This is a genomic window from Umezawaea sp. Da 62-37, assembly GCF_032460545.1.
GTDB lineage: Bacteria > Actinomycetota > Actinomycetes > Mycobacteriales > Pseudonocardiaceae > Umezawaea.
Window position 1 is genome coordinate 11004189 of sequence record NZ_CP135965.1, and the last position, 23296, is coordinate 11027484.

21 protein-coding genes and 1 pseudogene are annotated in these 23296 nt (G+C 71.1%); 10 read left to right on the forward strand and 12 right to left on the reverse strand.

The annotated features are described in order from the left end of the window. The first annotated feature begins 196 nt into the window (after positions 1–196). A complete protein-coding gene (locus RM788_RS49560) occupies positions 197–2575 on the forward strand; it encodes an ATP-binding protein (protein WP_315928493.1) in 2379 nt (792 codons plus the stop codon). Here the strand turns inward: RM788_RS49560 and RM788_RS49565 are convergent. Next, the gene (locus RM788_RS49565) at positions 2565–3530 is read right to left on the reverse strand and encodes an SDR family oxidoreductase (protein ID WP_315928495.1); all 966 of its coding nucleotides are present in this window, start codon (positions 3528–3530) and stop codon (positions 2565–2567) included. The two genes, RM788_RS49560 and RM788_RS49565, sit on opposite strands and share 11 nt — an antisense overlap. Positions 3531–3648: 118 nt before the next feature. Between RM788_RS49565 and RM788_RS49570 the strand changes: the two genes are divergently transcribed. The 4 genes from RM788_RS49570 (at position 3649) to RM788_RS49585 (ending at position 5847) form a co-directional block, all read left to right on the forward strand. Continuing rightward, complete coding sequence (locus tag RM788_RS49570) at positions 3649–4218, forward strand: TetR/AcrR family transcriptional regulator (RefSeq protein ID WP_315928497.1); 570 nt, start codon at positions 3649–3651, stop codon at positions 4216–4218. A gap of 130 nt (positions 4219–4348) precedes the next feature. Continuing rightward, on the forward strand, positions 4349–4822 hold the full coding sequence (locus RM788_RS49575; protein WP_315928499.1) for a hypothetical protein: 474 nt from the start codon (positions 4349–4351) through the stop codon (positions 4820–4822). Positions 4823–4888: 66 nt separating this feature from the next. Then, on the forward strand, positions 4889–5389 hold the full coding sequence (locus RM788_RS49580; RefSeq protein WP_315928501.1) for a hypothetical protein: 501 nt from the start codon (positions 4889–4891) through the stop codon (positions 5387–5389). Further along, a complete protein-coding gene (locus RM788_RS49585; RefSeq protein WP_315928503.1) occupies positions 5389–5847 on the forward strand; it encodes a hypothetical protein in 459 nt (152 codons plus the stop codon). The genes RM788_RS49580 and RM788_RS49585 overlap by 1 nt, the downstream gene beginning before the upstream one ends. A 396-nt stretch (positions 5848–6243) precedes the next feature. Here RM788_RS49585 and RM788_RS49590 read toward each other — a convergent pair whose 3' ends face one another. Next, positions 6244–7545, reverse strand: coding sequence for a hypothetical protein (locus RM788_RS49590; RefSeq protein WP_315928505.1), 1302 nt, complete (start codon positions 7543–7545; stop codon positions 6244–6246). A gap of 121 nt (positions 7546–7666) precedes the next feature. Between RM788_RS49590 and RM788_RS49595 the strand changes: the two genes are divergently transcribed. After that, a complete protein-coding gene (locus tag RM788_RS49595; protein WP_315928507.1) occupies positions 7667–8749 on the forward strand; it encodes an NAD(P)-binding domain-containing protein in 1083 nt (360 codons plus the stop codon). 377 nt (positions 8750–9126) lie between these two features. Here RM788_RS49595 and RM788_RS49600 read toward each other — a convergent pair whose 3' ends face one another. Then, positions 9127–9903: a GntR family transcriptional regulator gene (locus RM788_RS49600; RefSeq protein ID WP_315928509.1), complete on the reverse strand. Its 777-nt coding sequence runs from the start codon at positions 9901–9903 to the stop codon at positions 9127–9129. Positions 9904–9967: 64 nt separating this feature from the next. On the opposite strand from RM788_RS49600, the gene RM788_RS49605 reads away from it, so the two are divergent. Genes RM788_RS49605 through RM788_RS49615 form a run of 3 tightly spaced genes read left to right on the forward strand, consistent with a single transcriptional unit; the run spans position 9968 to position 13113 of the window. Beyond that, a complete protein-coding gene (locus RM788_RS49605; RefSeq protein WP_315928511.1) occupies positions 9968–11125 on the forward strand; it encodes an SIS domain-containing protein in 1158 nt (385 codons plus the stop codon). Further along, complete coding sequence (locus RM788_RS49610) at positions 11109–12140, forward strand: N-acetylglucosamine kinase (RefSeq protein WP_315928513.1); 1032 nt, start codon at positions 11109–11111, stop codon at positions 12138–12140. Before RM788_RS49605 ends, RM788_RS49610 begins: the two co-directional genes overlap by 17 nt. Beyond that, the gene (locus RM788_RS49615; RefSeq protein ID WP_315928515.1) at positions 12133–13113 is read left to right on the forward strand and encodes a DMT family transporter; all 981 of its coding nucleotides are present in this window, start codon (positions 12133–12135) and stop codon (positions 13111–13113) included. The genes RM788_RS49610 and RM788_RS49615 overlap by 8 nt, the downstream gene beginning before the upstream one ends. A gap of 146 nt (positions 13114–13259) precedes the next feature. On the opposite strand, the gene RM788_RS49620 is transcribed toward RM788_RS49615, so the two are convergent. From RM788_RS49620 to RM788_RS49650, 7 genes and pseudogenes are all read right to left on the reverse strand, one after another. Continuing rightward, complete coding sequence (locus RM788_RS49620) at positions 13260–13856, reverse strand: pyridoxal phosphate-dependent decarboxylase family protein (protein ID WP_315934932.1); 597 nt, start codon at positions 13854–13856, stop codon at positions 13260–13262. Positions 13857–13930: 74 nt separating this feature from the next. After that, positions 13931–14626: pseudogene (locus tag RM788_RS49625) on the reverse strand (pyridoxal phosphate-dependent decarboxylase family protein); the annotation flags it as partial. 73 nt (positions 14627–14699) lie between these two features. Next, positions 14700–15326: a DUF1349 domain-containing protein gene (locus RM788_RS49630; RefSeq protein ID WP_315928517.1), complete on the reverse strand. Its 627-nt coding sequence runs from the start codon at positions 15324–15326 to the stop codon at positions 14700–14702. A gap of 112 nt (positions 15327–15438) precedes the next feature. Continuing rightward, the gene (locus RM788_RS49635; RefSeq protein ID WP_315928519.1) at positions 15439–16107 is read right to left on the reverse strand and encodes a polysaccharide deacetylase family protein; all 669 of its coding nucleotides are present in this window, start codon (positions 16105–16107) and stop codon (positions 15439–15441) included. Between the two features lie 80 nt (positions 16108–16187). After that, complete coding sequence (locus tag RM788_RS49640) at positions 16188–16889, reverse strand: endo-1,4-beta-xylanase XynA (protein WP_315928521.1); 702 nt, start codon at positions 16887–16889, stop codon at positions 16188–16190. 650 nt (positions 16890–17539) lie between these two features. Next, a complete protein-coding gene (locus tag RM788_RS49645) occupies positions 17540–19159 on the reverse strand; it encodes a DUF1996 domain-containing protein (RefSeq protein WP_399342520.1) in 1620 nt (539 codons plus the stop codon). Between the two features lie 273 nt (positions 19160–19432). Next, positions 19433–20011, reverse strand: a complete 579-nt coding sequence (locus RM788_RS49650) for a TetR/AcrR family transcriptional regulator (RefSeq protein ID WP_315928524.1) — start codon at positions 20009–20011, stop codon at positions 19433–19435. A gap of 123 nt (positions 20012–20134) precedes the next feature. Here RM788_RS49650 and RM788_RS49655 point away from each other — a divergent pair, with 123 nt between their 5' ends. Continuing rightward, the gene (locus tag RM788_RS49655) at positions 20135–20860 is read left to right on the forward strand and encodes an alpha/beta hydrolase (RefSeq protein WP_315928526.1); all 726 of its coding nucleotides are present in this window, start codon (positions 20135–20137) and stop codon (positions 20858–20860) included. A gap of 9 nt (positions 20861–20869) precedes the next feature. Here RM788_RS49655 and RM788_RS49660 read toward each other — a convergent pair whose 3' ends face one another. Together RM788_RS49660 and htpG are read right to left on the reverse strand one after the other, a co-directional pair. Next, positions 20870–21250: a hypothetical protein gene (locus RM788_RS49660; RefSeq protein WP_315928528.1), complete on the reverse strand. Its 381-nt coding sequence runs from the start codon at positions 21248–21250 to the stop codon at positions 20870–20872. 130 nt (positions 21251–21380) lie between these two features. After that, positions 21381–23261 (reverse strand): molecular chaperone HtpG, encoded by a 1881-nt coding sequence (gene htpG, locus RM788_RS49665; RefSeq protein ID WP_315928530.1) that lies wholly within the window; start codon positions 23259–23261, stop codon positions 21381–21383. Between the last annotated feature and the right edge of the window lie 35 nt (positions 23262–23296).

Consider the following 23296-nt stretch of genomic DNA (forward strand, 5'->3'; position numbering starts at 1 on the left):
CGGAACGCCGGATCGGGCAGGGCGCGATCGGGGCCGTGTCGTCCCACCCGGACGGCGGCACGGCGTCGCGCGCCCTGCCCGACCGAGCCCGTGCCGAGCACTTCGTCCGCCACCGACGAACTGCGCGGGACCGGCGGTCGCCGCGCACCGATATCCTCTGCCGTTCCCCGACCCGAACGAGCAGGAGCACACCACCATGCCCGGAGCACCGCCGTCGGACGAACCGCTGTTCGGTGATCTGCTGCGGTTCTTCAGGCTGCGCGGCGCGTGGACCCAGGAGCAGCTGTCGACCCGCACCGGGGTCAGCGTCCGGGCCATCGCCGACATGGAACGCGGTCGGGCGCGCGCTCCCCAGCGGCGCACCGCGGAACTGCTCGCCGCCGGCCTGGAGCTGTCCGAGGCGGAGGCGGACGGCCTCCTGTCCGCGCGGCGGACGAGCCGGAACCGGGCCGCGGAGCAGGGGGAAGCGCCGTGCGCGCTGCCGGAGGCCATCACCGACCTGGCGGGCCGTGCGCCGGAACTGGCCCGGCTGACGGAGGTCGGCGACGAGCAGCAACTGGTGGTCGCCGTGGTGCACGGCGCTCCGGGCATCGGCAAGTCCACCCTGGCCGTGCACGCCGCGCACCGGATGGCGGGCCGCTTCCCCGGCGGCCGGTTCTTCCTGGACCTGCGCGGCATGGACGACGAACCGCTCCCTCCCGCCGACGCGGCGCACCTGCTGCTGCGCGCGATGGGGGTCGCCACCGACTCCATCCCGGCCGACGGCGAACACCGCCTGGCGCGCTACCGATCGCTGCTGGCGACCCGGAAAGTCCTGCTGCTGCTGGACAACTCGGCCACCGAGGCCCAGGTCCGGCCGCTGCTGGCGCACAGCCCCGGTTCGGTCGTGCTGGTCACGAGCCGGAACACCCTGGCGGGGCTGGACGCCGTCGTCCGGGTCGAGCCCGGCCTGCTCGACCGGCAGCAGGCCGTCGACCTCCTGAGCGCGATCGCCGGTGCCGAACGGGTGGCGGCGGACCTCCCCGCGGCGCGGCGGGTCGCGGAGCTGTGCGACGGGGTGCCGCTGGCGGTGCGGATCGCGGGCAACCGGCTGGCGGGCATGCCCGCGTCGCCGATGGGCGCGCTCGTGACCGAGCTGGCGGACGAGCGTCGACGGCTGTCCGCGCTCGCGGTCGGGGACGTGCAGGTGCGGGCCGCGTTCGCGACGTCCTACCGGCACCTGCGCGCAGAGTCGGCGGAGCTGTTCCGCAGGCTCGCGGTGATCCCCGGCACCGACACCGGCGCCGACCTGGCCGCGGTCGCCGCCGACCAGCCCGTCGAGGTCGCCGAACGGGCGCTGGAGGACCTGCTCGACGCCAGCCTGCTCCGCGCGGGCACCTCACCGGACCGCTACGGCTGCCACGACCTGCTCCGGGTGTTCGCCGCGGAACTCCTCACCCGGGAGGAGGGCGCCGCCGAGGCCGAACGGAAGCGGGCGACGACGGGGAAGTGGTTGCTGGACAAGGCGGTGGAGGCCGCGTTGGGCTTCCGGCCCGAGCAGCCGGCCACGCCCGGCGAGCAGTTCCCCGACCAGGGCGCGGCGGCCGACTGGCTGGCGGTGGAGACGGCGAACTGGCGCGGCGCGCTGCGGGCCGCCGTGCTCGCCGGACGGCACCGGCTGGTGCTCGACGTCGCCACCGCCATGCACTGGTACTCCGACTCCCGCGGTGACGCCGAGCTGTGGCTGGAGGTGTTCACGGCGGGGGAGGCCGCGGCGACGGCGCTCGGCAGCGTGCGGGACCAGGCGGTGCAGCTGAACTTCCTCTGCTGGACGGTCGCCACGCTGTTCGGCGACCCCGTGCGGGGCAAGGAGCTGTCCCTCCGCGCCGCGAAGGCCGCGAAGGCGGCAGGGGACCTCGTCGAGCAGGGGTGGGCCGAGGTGTACCGCGGCGCCGTCGAGCGGATGTTCGGCGACCTCCCCGAAGCCGTGCGCAGGGTGGAGTCGGCGTGCGCGCTGTTCCACCGGGCGGCGTACGGCACCGGGGAGGCCCTCGCCCGGTCGTTCCTCGGCGAACTCCTGCACAAGGCGGGGCGGTTCGAGGAGGCCGTCGCCGCCCAGCGCCAGGAGATCGCCCGCTACCGGGTCACCATGGCGGACGACGGGCAGAACCTGGGGGTGATGCTGACCAGGCTGGCCGAGGGCCTGCTGGCGCTCGGCGAGCTGGACGAGACGATGGCCGTGGTCGACGAGGCCGAGCGGCTGTTCGACGACTCCAGGGCCGCCACGTCCCTGACCTACGTCCGGTACCTGCGGGGAGTGGTGCTCACCCGGCGCGGCGACCTGGCCGCCGCGCGCGAATGCCTGACCGGCGCGCTCGTCGGGATCCCGCACCCGTCCGACGAGGTGGACGTCCTGGCCGCGCTCGGCGACGTCGACGAGGCGGTCGGCGACCGGGAGTCCGCGCACGACCACCGCGCCAAGGCGTTGGAACTGGCCGAGCGCTTCGACGTCCAGTCGATGCGGGAGCGGGCGGACCGGATCCGGTCGGCCATGGACGCCGCCGTCGCGCCGGCCGGGGCGCGGTCTACCCCGTGAAGTAGGTCCCGTCCCGGAGGTCGTCCAGCAGCGACCGGTGGGTGGGCTCCCAGCCCAGCCGGGCCTTCGTCACCGCGCCGGACGTCGGGTTGTCGGTGCCGATGAAGGGTGCCAGGAAGCCGTACCCGGCCTTGATCTCGCCGGGGGTCGCGGATCGCGTAGGCAGGTCGAGGCGCCTGCCGATCGCGGTCGCGATGTCGATCACGGGGACGCCCTCCTCGGCGATCGCGTGGTGGCGCGAGCCCGCGTCGCCCTTCTCCAGCGCCTGCACGAAAAGCCGCGCGGCGTCGAGGCGGTGCACGGCGGGCCACCGGTTGCCGCCGTCACCCACGTGGCTGACGACCCCGTGCTTGCGGGCGGCGGCGATCATCATCGGCAGGAAGCCCCCGCGGTCGCCGTCGCCGTGGACCACGGGCGGCAGCCGCACGACGGACGTCCGGACGCCGCGCCCGGCGAGGTCGCGCATCGCCTGTTCGGCGGCTCCTCGGGCACCGCCCACGGACCGTGGGTCGATCTCGTCGTCCTCGGTGCCGAGGCGGCCGGGGGCCAGGGCCATGGTGCCGAACGCCGCCACGAACGGGCGGTCGGGACCGGTGAGCGAGCCGCCGATCGCGTTGATGGCACCGAGATCGGTGGCCAGCGTGGCGGCGAGGAAGCGGGACACGACGTTGCGGGGACTGCCGCCGAGCACCACGCGCATCCGGGTGCCGAGGCTCGCGTGCGAGAACGCGTGGAAGAACGCGGTGTGGATGGCGCCGTCGGCCTGGGCGGCACCCGCGCGCAGGCTGTCGACGTCCTCGGTGGATCCCCGGTGCGGGATGGCGCCCGCCGCCTTGAGCGACTCGGCGGCCGCGTCGGAACGGGCGAGGCCGAGCACCTCGTGGCCGTTCGCGATCAGCTCCGCGACGACCGCGGAACCGATGAACCCGGTGGCGCCGGTGACGAATACGCGCATGATCCTGACCTCCGTCGGACCGGGGGCTCCTCCACGAGCGGTGAAGGTGATGACACCCGGTGTCCTCATGAACGTAGCAGTGATGACACCCGGTGTCGACACGACTAGGATGGGACTCATGCCGCGATGGGGGCCCGACGCCGACAACAGGCTGTACCTGGCCGCGATGGAGCTGATCTTCGAACGGGGGTACGACGCGGTCACCGTCGCGGAGATCGCCGAGCACGCCGGGCTGAAGAAGCGGTCGTTCTTCCGACACTTCGCCGACAAGCGCGAGGTGATGTTCGCGGGCGCCGCCGACCTCGAGAACACGATCGTCGAGGCGGTGCGCGCGGCCCCGGCGACGGCGAGGCCCGTCGACGTCGTGATGACGGCCCTGTCCGACGGCGGTGCCGGACTCGCGCGGTGGGGTGAGCCCGTCCGCCGGCGCCAGCGCGTCGTCGAGTCCTCGACCGAACTGCGGGAGCGCGAGCTGATCAAGCTGGAGTCGTTGGCGTCGGCCATCGCGGAAGCCCTGGAGCGCAGGGAGGTCGACGCCTTCACGGCGATCCTCGTCGCGAAGGCGGGGGTGGCGGCGTTCGCGGCGGCGTTCCGGCAGTGGGTGGAAGCAGGCGAGCCCGCCGACTTCCCGGAGATCATGGCCGACGCGCACCGGCGGTTGCGGAAAGCGTTGTGCGAAGGGGGCTGACGGGCCCTGTCCGAACTTGACGCAGTCCAGAGGTCAGCCTGACGAACGGGTGGGAACACCGGCCTACGGTCGTTCTACCGCAACGGAAACATCCTTCTTCCGTTCCTCCCGATTCGTCAGGGGTTGCATGATGCGCAAGTTCAGCAGGAAGTTCACCGTCGTGGTCGCAGGAGCCGTTCTCCTCCTCGCCGGGACCGGTGTCGCCTACGCGTTCTGGACCGCGGGCGGCACGGGCACCGGCAGCGCGGGGACCGGCGTGAGCGCCGACGTGGTGGTGCAGCAGACGAGCACCGTGACCGCCATGGGGCCGGGAGTGGCCCCGCAGACCCTGTCGGGCAACTTCGACAACGCCAACACCGGCCCCGTGTACGTCACCGACGTGACGGTCTCCATCGACGGGGTCACCCAGGCCTTGGGGGCCGTCGGCGCCTGCACCGCCGCCGACTACGCCCTCGTCAACCCGACCATGCCGGTCAACGCCGAGGTGCCCGCCGGGACCGGAGTGGGCGCCTGGAGCGGCGCGACCATCGCCTTCGCCAACTCCGGCGTCAACCAGGACGGTTGCCAGGGCGCCACGGTCAACCTCCTCTACACCGTCAGCTGACCGACCGGTGGACGGCCGGCGGGCCTGATCCCGCTGGTCGTCCCCGCTGACGGAGGGAGGCAGATGATGACGAAGACCACGCGCCGGACCTCGCTGACCGCTTGTGCCCTGGTGCTCATCGCCGTGGTCGTGCTCCTGTTCCTCCGCGGGTGCGAGTCCGCGGTCACGGCCGGGACCGGGGCGGGCGACGCCGGTGGCGCGGTGCAGGTCGTGCGCATCGAGGGCGACCTGGCCGGGACGATCTCACCGGGGGTCGTGGTGCCGCTCGACCTGAGGTTCACCAACCCGCACGACGTCGGCCTGTCGATCACCGGCCTCACCGTGGTGGTCCGCGGGGTCGTCGCGCCCGGCTCCTGCGCGGTCGACGACTTCGAGGTCGACCAGGCCCCCGCGGACCTCCGCGTCACGCTGGCGGCCCGCGCCACGAACACCCTCAGCGGACTCGGGTTCCCGTCGACCACGTGGCCGCGCCTGGGAATGCGGGACCTGCCCGTCGACCAGGACGGCTGCAAGGGCGCGTCGTTGACGCTCGACTACACCGCCTCCGGGACCAGGGGTGACCGGTGATGCCGCGCCTGGTCGCGGCCGCGCTCGCCGTCGTCCTGGTCCTCGTCGTGGACGGCACGGCGTCCGCCCACTGGGGTGGTTCCGGCGACGGGGCCGAGTCCGCGACGACCGGCACGGCCGTCCCCGTCGAACTCGGCTCCGCGACCCCCGCGGCGACCCTGCGCCCCGGCGCATCGGCGGACGTCGTGCTGGTCGTGGCGAACCGGAACCCCTTCACCGTCCACTTCGGATCCATCGTCCTCGACACCGCCCGCGGTTCCGGCGGGTTCACCGTCGATGAGGACCACCTGGGCTGCTCCACGGCGGCGCTGGGCTTCACCGCGCGGTCGACCGGGTGGACCGCGCCCGCGGCGGACACCCTCACGATCATCTTGCCGGAGGCCATCACCATGGGCACCACCGCAGCGAACGCGTGCCAGGGCGCGATCATCGCCGTCCACCTGGTCGTCGCGCCATGACCGCCGTGCGCCGGGTGTCCCTGGTGCTCCTCCTCGTCGTGGCCACCCCGGTCGGTATCGCACGAGCGGACTGGACGGTGGGTTCCGCCGGAGGCGACCACGGCTCGTCGGCGGCGGCGTCCGTGGACCGGGGGGCCACGCCGACCGCGACGGCCGACGGTGATGTCATCACGGTCGCGTGGGACGCCACCACCCTGTCCACCGGCCTCGCCGTGGACGGCTACGCGATCACCCGGTACGACCGGACCGCGCTCACCCCGCGTGGCGGGTGCGTGGGCGTGGTCGCGGCGACTTCGTGCGTCGAACCCGGTGTGCCGGCAGGGGAGTGGGTCTACTCGACGACTCCGCTGTTCGCGGCCCACTGGCGCGGTGCGGAGAGCGCCCAGAGCGCCGTCGTCACGGTGCAGCTGCAAGGTCCGGTGTCTCCGCCGGACGACGATCGGGCTCTGTCCGACGTCGTCGCACCAACGTCGGAATCCACGGCACCGCACCGAGAACGGCCAGCAGCGCCAACAACGGCGTCCGCCACCACCACGAGAAGCTCGACGACGGCGGGGACGCCTGCGCCACCCACGGCCGTGCCGTCTTCGACCACGCCAGGAACGCGTCGCCGACGGGGAGCAGGCCGAAGCCGTACCGCTTGGTCCACGGGGTGTCGACCGGCACGCCGACCAGTTCGGCGTAGTTCGCCAACGCCCCGGCCAGCGCGTCGTCGCCGTGCACCTGGGCGGCGCCGATCGTGACCACGGTCGCGGACAGGCTCACGCCGAGCGGGAGCGGCCCGGAGTCGACGTCGGCCGGACCGTCCACGCCCTCGGGGTACTCCCGCACACCGGGGCCGAGGCCGAGCGGTGAGACGACGTACCGGTCGCGGAATCGTTGGTACTGCTCGCCCGCGAAGACCGGATCGATCTCGGGGAGGAAGCGCTGCACGAGGCTCTGCGAACTCCCCCTGGCCACCTCGACCGGCTCGCCCGTGCCGGGATCGGCCCGGTGGGGGAGCAGGCCGGTGTCCGGGTCGAGCCGCCCGCGCACCTCGCGGACCCACCTCTCGACGGTCGACGGGAACCGCGCGGGCAGCAGCTCGTCGTGCAGCCGCAACGACGCCATCGCCACGGTCGAGTCCACCGGCCACGCCTGGCCGGGGTACGCCTCCAGGTACGGCGAGTCCGACGCGTCGAACGCCGCGCCGAGTTCGGCGGAGTCCTCGGCGAACCGCGCCAGTTCCGCCGGGTCGCGCCGCTCGGCCGGTTGCAGGCTCAACACCCCACCGCGCAGCCAGTTGCTCCACCCGCGGTGGAAGACGCCGTACGGCGGCACGAGAGTCGGGCTGAACGGTGCGGTGCCCGCCGGGGAGTCCAAGCGCTCCAACGCGTACCGGGCTTCCCCCAACGCCTCCGCCCGCTCGTCCACCGGCCGGCGCATCCCGATCTCGACCCAGCTCAGGCCGTACAGCGCGTGCAGGAAGAAGTACCCCTCCGGGAACAGGCCCTGCGCTTGCCCTCCCGCTCCGTCGTCCAGCGCCGTGCGCAGGAACGCCAGTTGCCGCCGGACCCCGACCGCCTCACCGCTCGTCCCCGCCGTGGCGGGCACGACCAGCCGTACCGCGCCAGCCAGCGCGCAGGCGGTGATCAGGACGGCGACCAGTCGACGTGACCAGCGCAGGACTTGGCGGGCGGTCGGTGCTCGTCCGGGCATCGGTTGATCTTAGGGAGGTGGTGGTGACCGCACTGTGATGACACGCCATGTCATGACTGTGTAGACTCATGACATCGCGTGTCGTCACTCGGGCGGCAGCGGCGGTCGATCGGAGCAAGTGATGAGCACCGAGGTCTGGATTCTGGGTGGCACCGGCCGCAGCGGTCGGGCGATCGCGGAGGAGTTGGTGAACAGGGGCGTGACGCCGGTGCTGGTCGGCAGGAACGCCGCCCGGCTCGCGGAGACCGCCGCGCGGTTCGGCGGCGGTCGAACCGTGGTCGCGGCCACCGTCGAGGTGATGGCGGACGAGATCCGGCGGCAGCGGCCCGCCGTGGTCATCAACACGGTCGGCCCGTTCACCGCCACGGCGGCGCCGATCATCCGGGCCTGCCTACCGGGCAGCCACTACGTCGACCTCGCCAACGACCTGGCCGCCGTCTCCGGCGTGTTCGACCTCGACGAGGCCGCCGCCACCGCGGGCCGAACCCTGGTGACAGGCGCCGGATTCGGCGTGACCACCACCGAAAGCGTCGTCGTCAAGCTGTGCGAAGACCGCCCCGCCCCCACCTGGGTCCGCGTGGACATGGTGCCCTCACTGGACGTCGAGGCCGGAACCGTCGGCGAAGCACTCGCGGGCACCCTCCTCGACGGCCTGCCCGGAGTCCCCGGCGGACGGCGGTTCGACGGCCGCAGCTACCGCGACGGCCGCCTGATCGCGACCCGCATCGGCGCCGACGCGCAACCCCTCGTCCTGCCCGACGGCTCCACGGTCACCACCGCCGGCATTCCGCTGGGCGAACTCATCGCCGCCCAACGCGCCAGCGGCGCCCCGTCCGTCATCGCCGCCTCAAGCGAAACCCCGTCCTCACCCGTCATCCGCGCGCTCCTACCCCTCGCCACCACCCTGCTGTCGATCGGCCCGGTACGCGAGTTCACCAAGCGCAGACTCGCCAAGGTCAACCTCAAAGCCCGCCCCCGCCCCCGCGAGTACTCATGGGGACACGCCCACCTCCGCTGGGCCGACGGCACCACCCGCGAGGGCTGGGTACGCGTCGGCGACGCGCAGTCCTGCACCGGCGCCGTCCCCGCAGAAATCGCCCACCGCCTGCTCGCAGGCACCGGCAAACCCGGCTCCCACACCCCCGCGGCCCTCTTCGGCTCCACCCTGATCGAATCCTGCGGCGGCGAATACCTACTCACCTAGCCACCCACACCCAAGCCCGACAACGCTTTCATCCGCGAAGCCCGGACGCCCAAGTCCGTCGCGGAGCGTCGGCTGCCTTGTCCGGCGAAGCTCGGATGCCCAAGTCCGTCGCGGAGCGCCGGATGCCTTGTCCGGCGAAGCTCGGATGCCCTGTCCAAGGGCGGAGCCCCGGATGCCCTATCCGTCGCGGAGCGTCGGATGCCCTGTCCGGCGAAGCTCGATGCTGGCGAAGCCAGACCTCCCCCTCAGCCCCCGATCCAAAGCCTGCTCTCGCTTCACCCCCGCTTGTCAAGATGGCTTTATCGTCTTGACAAGCGGGGGTGAAGTGCTAGAGACGATATGGCGACGGGGGGCGCTTCGCTCACACAAGCCCACCCCTACGTAATCGTCGCCCGAAACTGATACCGATCCCCCCGATAAGCCTGATCCGTCAACTCCAACGGATACCCGTACTGGCTGTACGTGAACTGCCGAGCCATCAACACGGGCACCGAAGTCCCCTCCAACTCCAACACCCGCCTCTCCTCCCGATTGGGCGGCCGCGCCTCCACCGCGTACTCCGCCCTCCGCGGAATCTGCGGCGGATCCGCCATCAACAAAGTGGCGTACAACGAAGCGCTGGCAAAATCCGTCTCCGCCAACGCCGGACACAGCGCCAACGGCAGGCGGTTGTGCTCAAGCACCACCACCATCCCGTTGGCGTAGCGCAATCTCCGCATCTCGAACAGCTCCTCGCCGGGTGCGATCCGCAACCGCTGGGCCTCGCGCACGGTGCAGGGGCGGACCCGTGACAGCAGCATCTTGGTGCTGGTCGGGATGCGGTGCTTCTGGGCGTGGTCCGCGAAGCCCTCGACGCGGGCGGCGGAGGTCGCGCTGGTCACCTCGCCCGCGATGAACCAGCCGCGGGACGGGGAGGCCTGGACGGCGCCGTGTTCGGCGAGCAGTGCCAGCGCCGAGCGCAGCGTCACCCGTGAGACGTCGTAGCGCTCGGACAGGACGCGCTCGGACGGGAGCCGGTCGCCGATGCGGGCGCCGCTGGCGCGGAGGTCTTCCCACAGCCACAGGGCGGCGCGTTCGTACAGCGGCACCGAGTCCGGGTCCAGCGCCCCGCGCGGGAGCTCCAACGGTCGCAGTCCCCGCTCGACTCCGGGCATACCGGTATGGTACCAGTATCATTCCCATTGCCGACCGGTCCCGGTCTGCCTAGCGTCTCGCGACATGTCCGATCACCGCGCCGCTGTCACCTCCCCTCCCGCCGACCTCGACGCGGTCACCCTGTGGACAGCACGGGAAATCGCGCAGCAGCCGCAGGTCTGGCGCGAGCTGGCCTCCTACCTGGACGCCCACCGGTCGCTGGTCGACGGGTTCCTCGCGCCGCTGCTCGCCCGCGACGACCTGCGGATCGTGCTCGCGGGCGCGGGCACGTCGGCGTTCGCTGGGCAGATCCTCGCGCCCGGCCTGGCGCGCGTGCTCCGCCGCCGGGTGGACGCGGTGGCGACGACCGACCTGGTCGGCAACCCCCACGACTTCCTGGCCGAGGACGTGCCGACGCTGCTGGTCTCCTTCGCCCGCTCCGGGGACAGCCCCGAGTCGCTGGCGGCGGTCGGACTCGCCGACGAGCTGCTGTCCGACTGCCACCACCTGGTCCTGACGTGCAACCCGGACGGCGCGCTCTACCGGACCTTCGGCGGGGACGCCGGGCGGGGACGCAGCCTGGCGCTGCTGATGCCCGCGGGCACCAACGACCAGGGTTTCGCGATGACCTCCAGCGTCACGTGCATGCTGGTGGCCGCGTTGACGGTGCTCGGCGGGTTCCGCGACGCCGGTCTGCTGGCCGACGCGGCCGCGGACGCGTTGCCGGACCTGGAGGAGCGGGCCCGCGCGCTCGTCGCGGGCGGCGTGGACCGGGTCGTGTACCTCGGCAGCGGACCGCTGGGCGGGGTGGCGCGCGAGTCCGCCCTCAAGCTCATCGAACTGACCGCGGGCCGGGTCGTGAGCTACTTCGACTCCTCGCTCGGGTTCCGGCACGGGCCGAAGTCGGTGCTCACCAGCGGAACGCTCGTCGTCGTGTACCTGTCCAACGACCCGTACACGCGCTGCTACGACCTCGACATCGTGAGCGAGCTGCGCGCGACGCTGCCCGCCGAACGCGTGGTCTCCGTCGGCTGCTTCGGCGACCCCGACGAGGAGAGCTGGTCGTTCCCGGCGCTGCGCCACCTGCCCGACGCGGCGGTCGCGCCGGTGCTCCTGCTGGTGGCGCAGCACATCGCCTTGGCGCAGTCGCTCGCACTGGGCCTCGATCCGGACAACCCGTTCCCGGCCAACGAGGTCAACCGCGTCGTGAAGGGAGTCACCATCCATGGACTCGACCAGTGACCAGACCGGGCCGATGACCGACGCGCGGGTGTTCCTCGGCGTCGACGGCGGCGGCACCAAGACCGCGTTCGCACTGCTGACCGATGAGGGCGAGCTGTTGGCCACCGGCCTCGCGGCCAGCTGCTACTACCTCGGGCAGAGCATCGACCTGGTCGAGCAGGTGCTGCGCAGCGGCGTCGACGCCGTCTGCGGCGAGGCCGGGATCGCACCCGACCGGATCGCCCACGCGTTCTTCGCGCTCCCCGGCTACGGCGAGGTCAGCGGCGACGTCGAGACCCTGGACGCCATCCCGGCCCGCGTCCTCGGGCACCACCGGTACGGCTGCGACAACGACATGGTCGCGGGCTGGGCGGGGTCGTTGGGCGCGATCGACGGCGTCAACGTCATCGCGGGCACCGGGTCGATGACCTACGGCGAGCACGACGGCCGCAGGCTGCGCGTCGGCGGCTGGGGGGAGCTGTTCGACGACGAGGGTTCGGCCTACTGGATCGCGATCCGCGGACTGGCCGCGTTCGCGAAGATGTCCGACGGCAGGCTGCCCACCGGCCCGCTGCGCGCCCGCCTGTCCGTCCACTTGGGACTGGCCGCCGACCTGGACCTCGTGGACGTGGTGCTGAACCGCTGGCAGGGCGACCGGGCAAGGGTGGCCGCGCTCGCGCGGGTGGTCACCGAGGCCGCGGGGGAGGGCGACGAGGTCTGCGCGGGCATCCTGCGCGACGCCGGGAAGGCGTTGGCGGACCTGGTGAAGGCCACCACCGCCCAGCTCGGCTACGCGGCGGGCGAGGTCGTCCCCGTGTCGTGGTCGGGTGGCGTCTTCGCCGCCGCGGACGTCCGCGCGTCGTTCCGCGAGCACCTCGCCGACGCCGCGGTCGACCTGCGCGACCCGTTGCTGCCCCCGGTCCTCGGGGCCGCGCTCTACGCGGCGCGACTCGCGGGCACCCCCTTGAGCGCGGAGATCGTCGACTCGCTGCAAGCGCACACCACGGCCGTAGCCCTTGGAGGCAGTGATGAGTGACCTCACGAAGGTGTCGAGCACCCGGTGGATCCCCTACGCCGGTCTGCTGGTGCTGTTCTGGGGCGTGTGGGGCGCGTTCTCCGGTGCGCCCACGTCGTTGTACGGCTACCCCAACGAGATGGTGTACATCCTGTGGGCGCTCACCATGCTCATCCCCGCGGCGTTCGCCCTGCGCGGTCAGCGGCTCGACCGGCGACCGATCGCGGCCGTGTACGGCCTCGCCGTCGGCCTGACCGGCGCGGGCGGACAACTGGTGCTGTTCAAGGCGCTCAGCAACGGACCGGCCTACCTGATCTTCCCGCTCGTCTCGATCTCCCCGGCGATCACCGTGCTGATGGCGGTGTTCATCCTGCGCGAGCGCATCAGCCGCCTGGCCACCGTCGGCCTCGTCGCCGCGCTGGCCTCCATCGTGCTGTTCAGCATCACCAGCGGGTCCGGTGACGCCGCGGGCGGTTCGTGGCTGGTCCTCGCCCTGATCGTCATGGTCGCCTGGGGCGTGCAGGCCTACTTCATGAAGAAGGCGGCCAACGTCGGCGTCAACGACGCCACCACGTTCGCCTGGATGACGATCAGCGGCCTGCTGCTCGTACCCGTCGCCTGGGTCATGATGGGCGGCTTCCCCACCGGGGCTCCCTGGCAGGCGCCCGCCCTGACGCTGGGCACGCAGCTGCTCAACGCCGTCGGCGCGCTGTTCCTCGTCATGGCGCTCTCCCGCGGCAAAGCCACCATCGTCGCACCGGTGACCAACGCCCTCGCGCCCGTGCTCACCATCGTGCTCTCGCTCATCGCCTACCGGACGACGCCGTCGGTCTACGGGTTCATCGGCATCCTCCTGGCCATCGGCGGTTCGACGCTGATGGTCTACGCCGACGAGTCCGGTGACGAGGTCGCGCCCGTTCCGCTTGCGGTCAACGATTCCAGCGCGGATGACACGGCCGTGAGCGAGGCCGGTTCGTCGACCGTCGACCGGTAGAGCAGCTGGAGGCCGGACCAGCCGGCGAGGAACGCCCACAACGCCGGGCAGGCGGCCAGCAGCCCGCCGCCGACGCCCATCCGCCGCGAGCAGCACCGCGATCACGGCGACACCCAAGCCGCCCATCGCCTGAGGCGCCGCGCCGCCTACCCCAGCACCTTCCGGAGCGCGGCGAAGATCCGGTCCACGTCCTCGTCGCCGGTGCGCCAGTTGCTGATCGCGGCGCGCAGCGCGGGCTGTCCGTTGTAGACGGTGGGGGTCAGGAACGCCTCGCCGCTGTCGCGGACGGCTTCGACGACGGCGGCGACCCCACCGGGAACGGCGAAGCAGACCACGTTGAGCCGCACCGGGGCCAGCAGTCGCACGCCGGGGATCGTCTCCAGCAGCGCGCCGAGCCTCCGGGCGGCGGCGATGTCGCGCTCGACGATCTCGCGGTGGCCCTCGGCGCCGTAGGCCGTGAGGGAGAACCAGGCCGCCAGCGCCCGCAGCCGCCGGGAGTTCTCCGGCGTCAGGTGGAACAGGTCCGGTTCGTCGGTGGGCACGCCGAGGTAGGCGGCGGAGTTCTGGAACACGGCCACCTGGAGGTCGCGGCGGCGGGTGAACTGGACGGCCGCGTCGTAGGGCACGTTGAGCCACTTGTGCAGGTCCAGGCACACCGAGTCCGCGAGGTCGAGGCCGTCGACGAGGTGGGCGTGCTCCGGTGACAGGGCGGCGAACCCGCCGAACGCGGCGTCGACGTGCAGCCAGAAGGGAACTCGTCCCGGAGCGCCGCGACGGCCCGCAGGTCGTCGAAGTCCACGGTGTTCACCGTGCCCGCGTTGGCCACCACGATCGCGGGCCGACCGCCCAGCGCGGCCAGCTCCTCGCGGAGGCGGGCCACGTCGACCGCCTCGCGGTCGGGTAGGACGGCCACCGGCCGCACGCGCGACCGGCCGATGCCCAGCATCGACAACGCCTTGTAGACGCTGGAATGCGGAGTGCCGGACAGGACGACGACGTCGCCGAGCGCTCCGACGCCGTCCTCCGCGACGGACACGCCGAGCTGTTCGCCCAGCCACTCCCGCGCGATCGCGAGGCCTACGAAGCTGGACATCGTCGCGCCGGTGACGAAAGTGCCGCTGTGCGCGTCGGAGAGGCCGACCAGCTCGCGCAGCCAGCGGACCGTCTCGCGCTCCAGGTCCACGGCACTGGAGTCACCCGCCACCGCGTTCTGGTCGAACGCGCTGGTCAACCAGTCCCCGGCGATCGACGCGGGCGTGGCGCCGCCCGTGACGAAACCGAGGTAGCGCGGCCCGGCGCTGCCGGAGAAGCCCGGTTCCCAGCGCTGTGCGAACCGGGCCAGGGCGCCGTCGAAACCGACGCCCTCGACGGGGAGCGGGTCCGGCTCGAAAGCGGTGGGGCCGTGGGCGACCGGGCGCTCGTCGAGCCCGGCGAGCACCTGCACGGCGAAGGACCGGGTCGACTCCAGCACCGCGGGGAGCGAGGCGAGGTCGTGACTGAGTCGGGGGTGCACGGCCTCGACGGTAGGTGGCCGCGCTCCCCGGCGTCTCGGGCCAATCCGCCGAAACTGGCCCCCGGCAGTCCGCTCAGGAGCCGTCGCGGAGGTCCACCAGCTTCTCGCCGGTGAAGCGGATCTCGTCGAACGCCACCGTGCAGCCGTCGCCGGTGGGGGACTGGACCTCGAACCCGATCCGGTGCTCGGCCACCGCGCCACCGAGGCTGAAGATCCGCACCAGCTGCCACTTCGCGCCGTCGGTGGAGGCGTGGTAGGCGTAGACGCGGTCGGTGCGCGAGACCCGGAGCCACACCGTGCTCTCCGGGACGACGAAGGCGTTGGCGTCGTCGGAGGCGCCCCTGGTGACGACGGAGACGACCATCGGCTCCGCCGCGGGGGAGAACTCGAAGCAGAACTTCGCCCAGTTCCGCTCGTCGAGCCACAGCATCAGCACCCCGGCGTCGTACTGGGACCGGAAGTCGACGGTGACCCGCGCGCTGAACCGGAAGTCGCCCTCGGGCGGCACGCCGACCAGCATCGCCGCGTTGGACAGCGACTCGGCGTCGGTGGAGTCGTCGCCCGCGGGGTTGACGTACAGGTCGGTGTGCGGGGGCGCGGAGCCGACCACCGCGCCGTCCGGCTCGTCGCGCCGCCACACCCCCTCGTGCGAAGAAGTGAGTGGGAAGGGCAGTTCCGGCACGTTCGGGCTGTCGGTCATCGTCGCCGCTCCTCGTGGTTCCTCGGTGATCACCACGCTCCCACGGACGGGTGGGCCGAGTGCACCGGGTGTCCGGGCCGGTGCCGCGACCCCGGTCCGGACACCCGGTGGGTCAGGCCGGTGCCACGGCGCGGCCGGTCTGCGGGGAGATCATCCCCGCGCACAGCCCCCTGCTCGCCAGCCCCTGCGCGATCCGCGGGATCGCCGCGCGCGTGTTGGCGGGCCAGTCGTGCATGAGGATGATCTGGCCGTTGGTGAGCCGTGCGTTGGCCGCCACGATCGCGTCGGTGCTCGCGTTGTTCCAGTCCTGCGAGTCGACGTCCCAGATGATCTGCGTCAGGCCGTACTTGGCCAGCACGGTCCGCAGCGTCGCGTTGGTCTCGCCGTAGGGCGGGCGGAACAGCCTCGGCGTGCCGCCGCCCGCGTTCGCGATCGCCGTCTGGGTGCGGGAGACCTCCGAGTCGATCTGCGCCTGGCTCTGCTGGGTCAGGTGCGGGTGGGTGTAGCTGTGGTTGCCGACCCACATGCCCGCCGAGACCTGGGCGCGGACCTGGGTCGGGTTGGAGGCGGCGTACTGGCCCTCGTTGAACATCGTGGCCCGCAGCCCGCTCTGCTTCAACGCGGTGAGCAGGGCGGAGGTGCTGCTGGACGGGCCGTCGTCGAACGTGAGCCCGACGTAGCCGTTGCAGGCCGCGGCCTGGGCCGGGACGGCCCCGACGGCGCTCGCCACGACCATCGCGGCGGCGGCCAGTCCGGTGAGCAGTGGACGGGTGGTGCGCATGCGGGTGCTCCTTCATCCTCGCTGGGTGCGGCGGTCTCCCGCTGGGCGGGAGACCGCCGGTCAGGTGCGCGTGGGAACGATCAGCTCACGGTGATGTTGGAGTTCCCGCTGCTCTGGTAGCCCTCGGTCGCGAGGATCATGTAGTAGTTGAAGCTGCCCACCTTCATGTTGGCGCGCGACCAGGCGTCGAAGTGGTTGCCGGTGGTGATGGTGCCGCCGGTCTTCTTCTGCTGCCGCACGCTCCAGAACTGTGGGAACGTCTTGTTGTTGCCCTCGATCGACGGGGCGTTGTACCGCATCGTCTGGTAGATGTCGTAGGTGCCGCCGTCGGTGTTCACCGTGCCCTTGTAGGTGCCGGTGGGCCGGTAGTTGCCCCAGTTGTCGACGACGTAGTACTCGACGAGCGGGTTCGACGTCCAGCCGTAGAGCGCCAGGTAGCCGTTGCCGGACGGGTTGAAGCTGCCCGAGTAGTTCACGGTGCGGCGGGAGCCGTTGCTCCAGCCCTTGCCGCCGACGAAGTTCCCGGTGTTGCTCCACTGGGTGCTGTAGTTGCCACCGGAGCCGAGGTTGATGCAGGCCGAGCCGCCGCCGTCGCTCCACCACGAGTAGTAGTAGCCGTTGTGGGTGCCGGTGGAGTTCGAGCACTGGGCCGCGGCGCCCACGTCGGCGGCACCGGCCGCTCCCGGCAGCAGCGCCATGACCAGCGCGGCGCACGCCGCGCCCGCCAGGATCCTGATGCGGCCGCGTTCGCGGGCCTTCGGCCGGACGAGGTCGTCGGTCATCATTCTTCCTCCTCGTTGAGGTTGACGCGGCGGCGAGGCAGCGTGGAACGACCCGGCGGGGCTGGTGGGTGGCCGGTGACGGCCTCCGCGCGTCGGTGTCGCACGACGCGGCGGGTGGCCGGTCGTCGTGCGCTCGACGACCGGACGGACCGGGCCTCCGCAGGTGACCCGGATCGGCGGGGCGGACACGTGTCCGAGCCCTGTCGACACCGACAGTGTTGGTCCGACTCCGTTCGGTTGTCAATATGTTTCGAGAATGTTTCGGAAACTATCCTTGATGCGTGAGGTGGCGAAAGTGTTGTTCCTGAACGGATATCTCAGCTGGTTCAGTCGGCTCTGCCGAGCGTGCTGAATCGATTGACCGGATTCGACGTTCAGGCGTCTCGAAAGTTTCGAAACCTCACCTGAGCAGGGCGGCTTTCGCCTCAACGGCGGTCGCTCCCATTGCGGTGCGCCAGGTCTTGCTGGCCGCGAGCCGGTCGCCGGCACGGACTCGGGCCACCGCGAGCCGCGCGTGGTGCAGAAGGTCCGGCAGTCGGGCCGGGACCGGACCACCGTCAGCTCCCGCCTCGGGACCGTTGGTGGACAGCGGAAAGGGCGGCCACCCCGTCGCCGGGATGGCCGCCCTTTCCGCTGTCAGTCCGAAGCGGTCACTCGCGGCAGGTCTTGCCGCGGTTCACGCAGTTGACCAGGCGGTTCATGATGCTCTGCGACATCACGTTCGCGAAGTCGTCGTGGTCGCTGACCGGGTTGTGGCTCTCGGTCGGGAACGAGTCGACCTTGTACTGGCCCTTGCGCTGGATGTCCCTGGGGATGTTGTAGGTCAGGGTGATGCGCAGCTGCGGGACGGCCTTGAAGCCCTGGGCGCACTTGCCGGTCGCCGGGTCCGGGAACACGATGTGCGTCCGGTGGTTGGCGGAGTCGGTGTTCTTGCCGTCCCAGCAACTCGGGAAGTCGTGGATGCGCTTGACCTTCGCGCCCCGCGGGCAGATCGGGTACTGCTTGATCTGGACCTTGTCCTCGAAGCCGGAGCAGGTCCACGAGTCGCGGGCGTTCTTGGTGCCGTTGATGGAGATCTTCGCGTCGCCGTAGAGCACGCGGAGGAACTTCGGCATCGCGGTGACCTTGCCGACCGGGCTGCCGCGGAAGGTGAGTTCGGCCTTCTCCGGGCGCTGGATCACGCCGTCGTTGCCGGGCAGCTCGTTGTTCTCGTCCTCGTCGTCACCCTTCGGCGGCGTCTGCGCCGGCGGGGTCTCGCTGTTCTCGGAGCCGTCCGGGATCGGGGCGGGGTTGTTGCCGTCCTTGATGCCGCACTGGTCGAGGCCCTTGAGCGCGTCGATCTGCTTCTGCAGGTCGGCGATCTGGTCCTGCAGCTTCTTCAGCTCTTCGATGATCTTGTCGAGGGCGGCCTTGCGCTGGTCCTCCAGCGGGTTCAGCACCTCGGCGGCCTTGGCGGGAGCCACCACGGCCTTGTCGTTCACCTTGGGGGCGTCGACGGTCTCCGCGGCGAGCTTCTTGTCCGCGTCGTCGGCGACCGCGTCCACCTTGTCGAGCTGCCTGGACACCTCGGGAACGGCCGCGTCGGGCACGTCCTCCAGCTTGCTGGCGATGTCGGGGCACGCGACCCGCGGCGCTTCCTGGACCTTCTTGTCCTCGGTGGCCTGGGCCTTGCGCTCCTCCACCTTGGCGGGCGGGTTCGCGGTCTGGGTCGCGGTCTCCGGGAGGCTGGCGGCCTCGGCGTCGTTGGCCGCCACGTCGTTGTCGATCGCGACCTTGTCGTCGACCTTGGGAGCGTTCTGGTCGACCTTCGCCTCGGCCTCCTCGTCGGCCGTGTCGATCCTGATCACGGGCCAGAAGTAGGCCGACTTGTCGCCGTTGCGGCACGTCGTGCCCGCCGCGAGGAGGCTCTTGTCGTTCGAGTTCGCGTTCGTCGACAGGTTGCCGACGTAGTCGTGCAGGTGCTGCGCGCCGTTCTCGACACCGGGCGCCGCGATGAAGTTGTCACCGTTGAAGTGAGCGTTCTTGTTGGTGCCGCAGTTGACGGTGAACGTGCCCTTGGACGCGTTGCCCTGCTTGTTCACCGCCTTGACGTTCGGCTTCACCTTCGTGATGTCGACGAACAGCGACTTGTCCACACCATCGGCGTAAGCCTCGTCGTCGCCGGAGGTCGTGACGACGACCACCGCGCCGGCGGCGATCGCCACGGCTGCTCCCAGCGTGGCCAGCTTCGTTCTGCTCGAGATGTGGTGACGTCCACCTGTCCGGGTCATGCGATGCCCACCTCTGTCGTCGTGGTACTGCCGAGGACGGCGTTCGAGGCCGGCTCAAACGGGCATACGCACGGGTGACGCCACGACCCTCAACCGAGTTCAGGGCGTTATCAATTCGTTATCTTAGGATTGGCTGAAGAAACGACCCGCGCGGACGTCCCGGAGCGACCGGCCGGTCTGGTTCGGGACCTTGCTCCACCATGCGGGCAAGGGGGGCGGGACTTCGTCGACCAGGGGGTATCTCGCCGCCGTGCCGGGTGGGGAGTCGCGAGGTCAGTCCGCCCGGCGCAGTCCGGCGATCAGGAGCCGCACCATCCGCCGCGCGTCGTAATAGGAGTTGTTGCCCGCGCCCGCGCAGAGGCCCCCGACGCCCCGCATGAGTTCCGACGCGTTCTGGCCGGACTCGATCTCGCCCGAAGCGGCCGCCGCGTCGAGCAGGTCGGTGCACACGGGGACCAGGCGTTCCAGGAAGTACGAGTGCAGGGGGTCGAAGCACGGGTCGTCGGACTGGAGCACGGCGGCGAGCCCCTGCTTGGTGACCACGAAGTCGACGAACAGGTCGATCCACCGCCCCAGTGCGGTGTACGGGGTCGCGCTGCCCGCCAGCATCGTCGGGCCGAACTCGGCCAGGTTTTCCACCTGGTGCCGGTAGACCGCGACGATCAGGTCCGCCCGCGTGGGGAAGTGGCGGTAGATCGTGGCCGTCCCCACGCCGGCCTCGGCCGCGATGGCCCGTAGCGGGGCCTCCACGCCCGACGTCACGAAGATCGCCGCGGCGGCGTCGAGCAGGGTCTTCTCGTTGCGCCGGGCATCGGCGCGCTTGGGCGCCGCCTGCCTGTCGTCGTCGCTCACCGCACTCGCCCTCCCGCGGTCGGGGTTTGCCAACCGGGACAGTGTCCCATATCGTAACCGGGACAGTGTCCCGTTTCTTTGTGACGCGGAACGGGACGGCCACACGTGGACGGAGCGAAGACCATGTCGACATACCTGCTGGTACACGGCGCCTGGCACAGCGGGCGGAGCTGGGACCGGGTGGTGCCGCTGCTGGAGTCGGCCGGACACCGGGTGTTCGCGCCCTCGCTCACCGGCTACGGCGACAAGGCGCACCTGCTCGGCCCCGAGGTCGGGCTCGACACGCACGTCGACGACGTCGTGGGGCTCATCATCGACGAGGACCTCACCGACGTGGTCCTCGTCGGGCACAGCTACGCGGGGCTGGTGATCTCGTCGGCCGCCAACCGGGTCCCCGACCGGATCGCGGAACTGGTCTACCTGGACGCGATGGTCCCCGTGGACGGCGAGACCGCGGCCGACGTCATGCCCGTGACGCGCCACCTGATCGACCTCGCCCTGAAGTCCGACAGCGGCTGGCGCGTCCCGCCGCTGCCCGAACTGCCGCACCCGCAGGGCCTGTTCGGCGTCACCGACCCGGAGGACGTCGCCTGGCTGCGCGCCATGCTGTCGGACCAGCCGGTGCGCTGCCTCCAGGAACCGGTCCACCTGGACGACCCGGCCGCGGCCGCGATCCCGCGCACCCACATCCACTGCACCGTCGGCAAACCGGAGGGCATCGACCACCGGCCCGTTCCGGCGATCCAGCCGAACGGCGCCCCGGCGCAGGTCTGGGAACTGCCGACCGGCCACGACTGCATGATCACCATGCCCGACGAGCTCGCGGGGCTGCTGCTCAAGCTCGGCTGACCGCCGGGGTCACTCCTCGGCGTCGGCCAAGTCGTCGACCTCGACCACCGAGTCGCCCTCGAAGACCACCAGCACGCCCAGTTCGGAGTTCGCGCACCCGGTGAACCGGATCACCCAGTCGCGACCGGCGTGGAACGTGAACTCCGGGTCCTCCACCGATTCCGCGGCGCCGAGGGCGTCGGCCACGGCGGCACGGGCCCTGGCCACCAGGGTCTCGCGATCGTCCAGCACCGAGACGATGAAGCCGGGATCGAGGTCGTCCACAGTGGACGGCTCCTCGACCAGCACCGCCACCACGGCGCCGCCGCTGGTCGTCGTCCAGCACTCCACCCCGTCCGGCGCGCCGTCGACCGGTGCCAGTTCGCCCAAGCCGGGCAGCGAAAGCGTCATGCCACCAGCCTACGACGACCGGCGGCACGGCCGACCCGCCAGGTGGAGCGACCCGCCCCGCACATTTCGGACCCGCAGGCCGCGGATGGGCGGAGGTGGGGCACCGGTGGACCGGTGCCCCACCGCGGTGTCAGAGCGTGCGTTCGAGGCGCTGCGCCATCAGCTTGATGAAGCGCGACGGGTCGGTCAGCTCGCCGCCCTCGGCCAGCAGGGCCATGCCGTAGATCAGCTCGGCGGTCTCGGCCAGACCCTCGTCCTGCGCCCGCTCGCCGTGCGCCGCGCGCAGGCCGCTGACCAGCGGGTGCGTCGGGTTGAGCTCCAGGATGCGCTTGACCTTCGGCATCTCCTGGCCGGAGGCGCGGTACATCTTCTCCAGCGTCGGGGTGATGTCGTGGGCGTCGCCGACGATGCAGGCGGGCGACGTGGTCAACCGCGTCGACAGCCGCACCTCCTTGACGTCCTCGGTCAGCGTGGTGGTCATCCAGGTGAGCAGGTCCGCGAAGTCCTTCTTGGCCTCGGCGGTCTTCTCGTCGTCGTCCTTGTCGAGGTCGACCTCGCCCTTGGCGATGGACTGGAACTGCTTGCCGTCGAAGCCGGACACCGCCTCGACCCACATCTCGTCGATGGGGTCGGTGAGCACCAGGACCTCGAAGCCCTTGGCCTGGAACGCCTCCATGTGCGGCGAGTTCTCGATGATCGAGCGCGAGTCGCCGGTCAGGTAGTAGATGTCGGACTGGCCGTCCTTCATCCGCGCCACGTAGTCCTTCAACGAGGTCGGCGCCTCGGCGTCGTGCGTCGACGCGAACGAGGAGATCTCCAGGATCGCCTCGCGGTTGTCGACGTCGTCGAGCAGGCCCTCCTTCACGGCGGCGCCGAACGCGCCCCAGAACGTGGAGTAGCGCTCGCCGCCCTCCTCGGCCATCATCGACTTGACCGTGGCCAGCACCTTCTTCACCAGGCGCTTGCGGATCATCCGGATCTGCCGGTCCTGCTGGAGGATCTCGCGCGAGACGTTGAGCGAGAGGTCCTGCGCGTCCACGACACCCTTGACGAACCGCAGGTACTCCGGCATCAGGGCTTCGCAGTCGTCCATGATGAACACGCGCTTGACGTAGAGCTGCACGCCGCGCTTGCGCTCGCGCATGAACAGGTCCAGGGGCGCCTGGGCCGGGATGAACAGCAGCGCCTGGTACTCGAACGTGCCCTCCGCCTGCATGCGGAAGGTTTCCAGCGGGTCGTTCCTGTCGTGGCTGATGTGCTTGTAGAACTCGTTGTACTCGGACTGCTCGACCTCGCTCTGCGAGCGGGCCCACAGCGCCTTCATCGAGTTCACGGTCTCGAGCTCGTCGCCATCGCCCGCGGCCATCTTGACCGGCCAGGTGATGAAGTCCGAGTAGCGCTTGACGATCTCGCGGACCTTGCGGGCCGAGGTGTAGTCGAACAGGTGGTCGTCGTCGTCCACGGGCTTGAGGTGCAGCGTGACCGAGGTGCCCTGGGGGGCGTCCTCGACCGGCTCGATGGTGTAGGTGCCCTCGCCGTCGGACTCCCAGCGCACGCCCTCGGTCGAGCCCGCGTGCCGCGTGACCAGGGAAACCCGGTCGGCGACCATGAAGCTCGAGTAGAAGCCGACGCCGAACTGGCCGATGAGGTCCTGCGAGCCCGCGGCGTCCTTGGACTCCTTCAGCTTGCTGAGGAACTCGGCCGTGCCGGACTTGGCGATCGTGCCGATGAGGCTCACGACGTCGTCGCGGCTCATGCCGATGCCGTTGTCGCGCACGGTGAGCGTGCGCGCCTCCTGGTCGATGGCGATCTCGACGTGGAGGTCGTCGGTGTCCGCTTCCAGGTCCTTGTCCCGGAATGCCTCCAAGCGCAGCTTGTCCAGCGCGTCGGAGGCGTTCGAGACGAGTTCCCGCAGGAAGACGTCCTTGTTCGAGTAGATCGAGTGGATCATCAGCTGGAGGAGCTGGCGCGCCTCGGACTGGAACTCGAATGTCTGGGTCGACGTGGTCACGTTCGGCGATGTTACCGAAGGCCCCGGCCGCCGGT

What these genes read in the sequence shown, in the direction of transcription:
- RM788_RS49560 (WP_315928493.1), top strand. Translation starts at nt 197, where the DNA reads ATGCCCGGAGCACCGCCGTCGGACGAACCGCTGTTCGGTGATCTGCTG.
- RM788_RS49565 (WP_315928495.1), bottom strand. Translation starts at nt 3,530, where the DNA reads ATGCGCGTATTCGTCACCGGCGCCACCGGGTTCATCGGTTCCGCGGTC.
- RM788_RS49570 (WP_315928497.1), top strand. Translation starts at nt 3,649, where the DNA reads ATGCCGCGATGGGGGCCCGACGCCGACAACAGGCTGTACCTGGCCGCG.
- RM788_RS49575 (WP_315928499.1), top strand. Translation starts at nt 4,349, where the DNA reads ATGCGCAAGTTCAGCAGGAAGTTCACCGTCGTGGTCGCAGGAGCCGTT.
- RM788_RS49580 (WP_315928501.1), top strand. Translation starts at nt 4,889, where the DNA reads ATGACGAAGACCACGCGCCGGACCTCGCTGACCGCTTGTGCCCTGGTG.
- RM788_RS49585 (WP_315928503.1), top strand. Translation starts at nt 5,389, where the DNA reads ATGCCGCGCCTGGTCGCGGCCGCGCTCGCCGTCGTCCTGGTCCTCGTC.
- RM788_RS49590 (WP_315928505.1), bottom strand. Translation starts at nt 7,545, where the DNA reads ATGCCCGGACGAGCACCGACCGCCCGCCAAGTCCTGCGCTGGTCACGT.
- RM788_RS49595 (WP_315928507.1), top strand. Translation starts at nt 7,667, where the DNA reads ATGAGCACCGAGGTCTGGATTCTGGGTGGCACCGGCCGCAGCGGTCGG.
- RM788_RS49600 (WP_315928509.1), bottom strand. Translation starts at nt 9,903, where the DNA reads ATGCCCGGAGTCGAGCGGGGACTGCGACCGTTGGAGCTCCCGCGCGGG.
- RM788_RS49605 (WP_315928511.1), top strand. Translation starts at nt 9,968, where the DNA reads ATGTCCGATCACCGCGCCGCTGTCACCTCCCCTCCCGCCGACCTCGAC.
- RM788_RS49610 (WP_315928513.1), top strand. Translation starts at nt 11,109, where the DNA reads ATGGACTCGACCAGTGACCAGACCGGGCCGATGACCGACGCGCGGGTG.
- RM788_RS49615 (WP_315928515.1), top strand. Translation starts at nt 12,133, where the DNA reads ATGAGTGACCTCACGAAGGTGTCGAGCACCCGGTGGATCCCCTACGCC.
- RM788_RS49630 (WP_315928517.1), bottom strand. Translation starts at nt 15,326, where the DNA reads ATGACCGACAGCCCGAACGTGCCGGAACTGCCCTTCCCACTCACTTCT.
- RM788_RS49635 (WP_315928519.1), bottom strand. Translation starts at nt 16,107, where the DNA reads ATGCGCACCACCCGTCCACTGCTCACCGGACTGGCCGCCGCCGCGATG.
- RM788_RS49640 (WP_315928521.1), bottom strand. Translation starts at nt 16,889, where the DNA reads ATGACCGACGACCTCGTCCGGCCGAAGGCCCGCGAACGCGGCCGCATC.
- RM788_RS49645 (WP_399342520.1), bottom strand. Translation starts at nt 19,159, where the DNA reads ATGACCCGGACAGGTGGACGTCACCACATCTCGAGCAGAACGAAGCTG.
- RM788_RS49655 (WP_315928526.1), top strand. Translation starts at nt 20,135, where the DNA reads ATGTCGACATACCTGCTGGTACACGGCGCCTGGCACAGCGGGCGGAGC.
- RM788_RS49660 (WP_315928528.1), bottom strand. Translation starts at nt 21,250, where the DNA reads ATGACGCTTTCGCTGCCCGGCTTGGGCGAACTGGCACCGGTCGACGGC.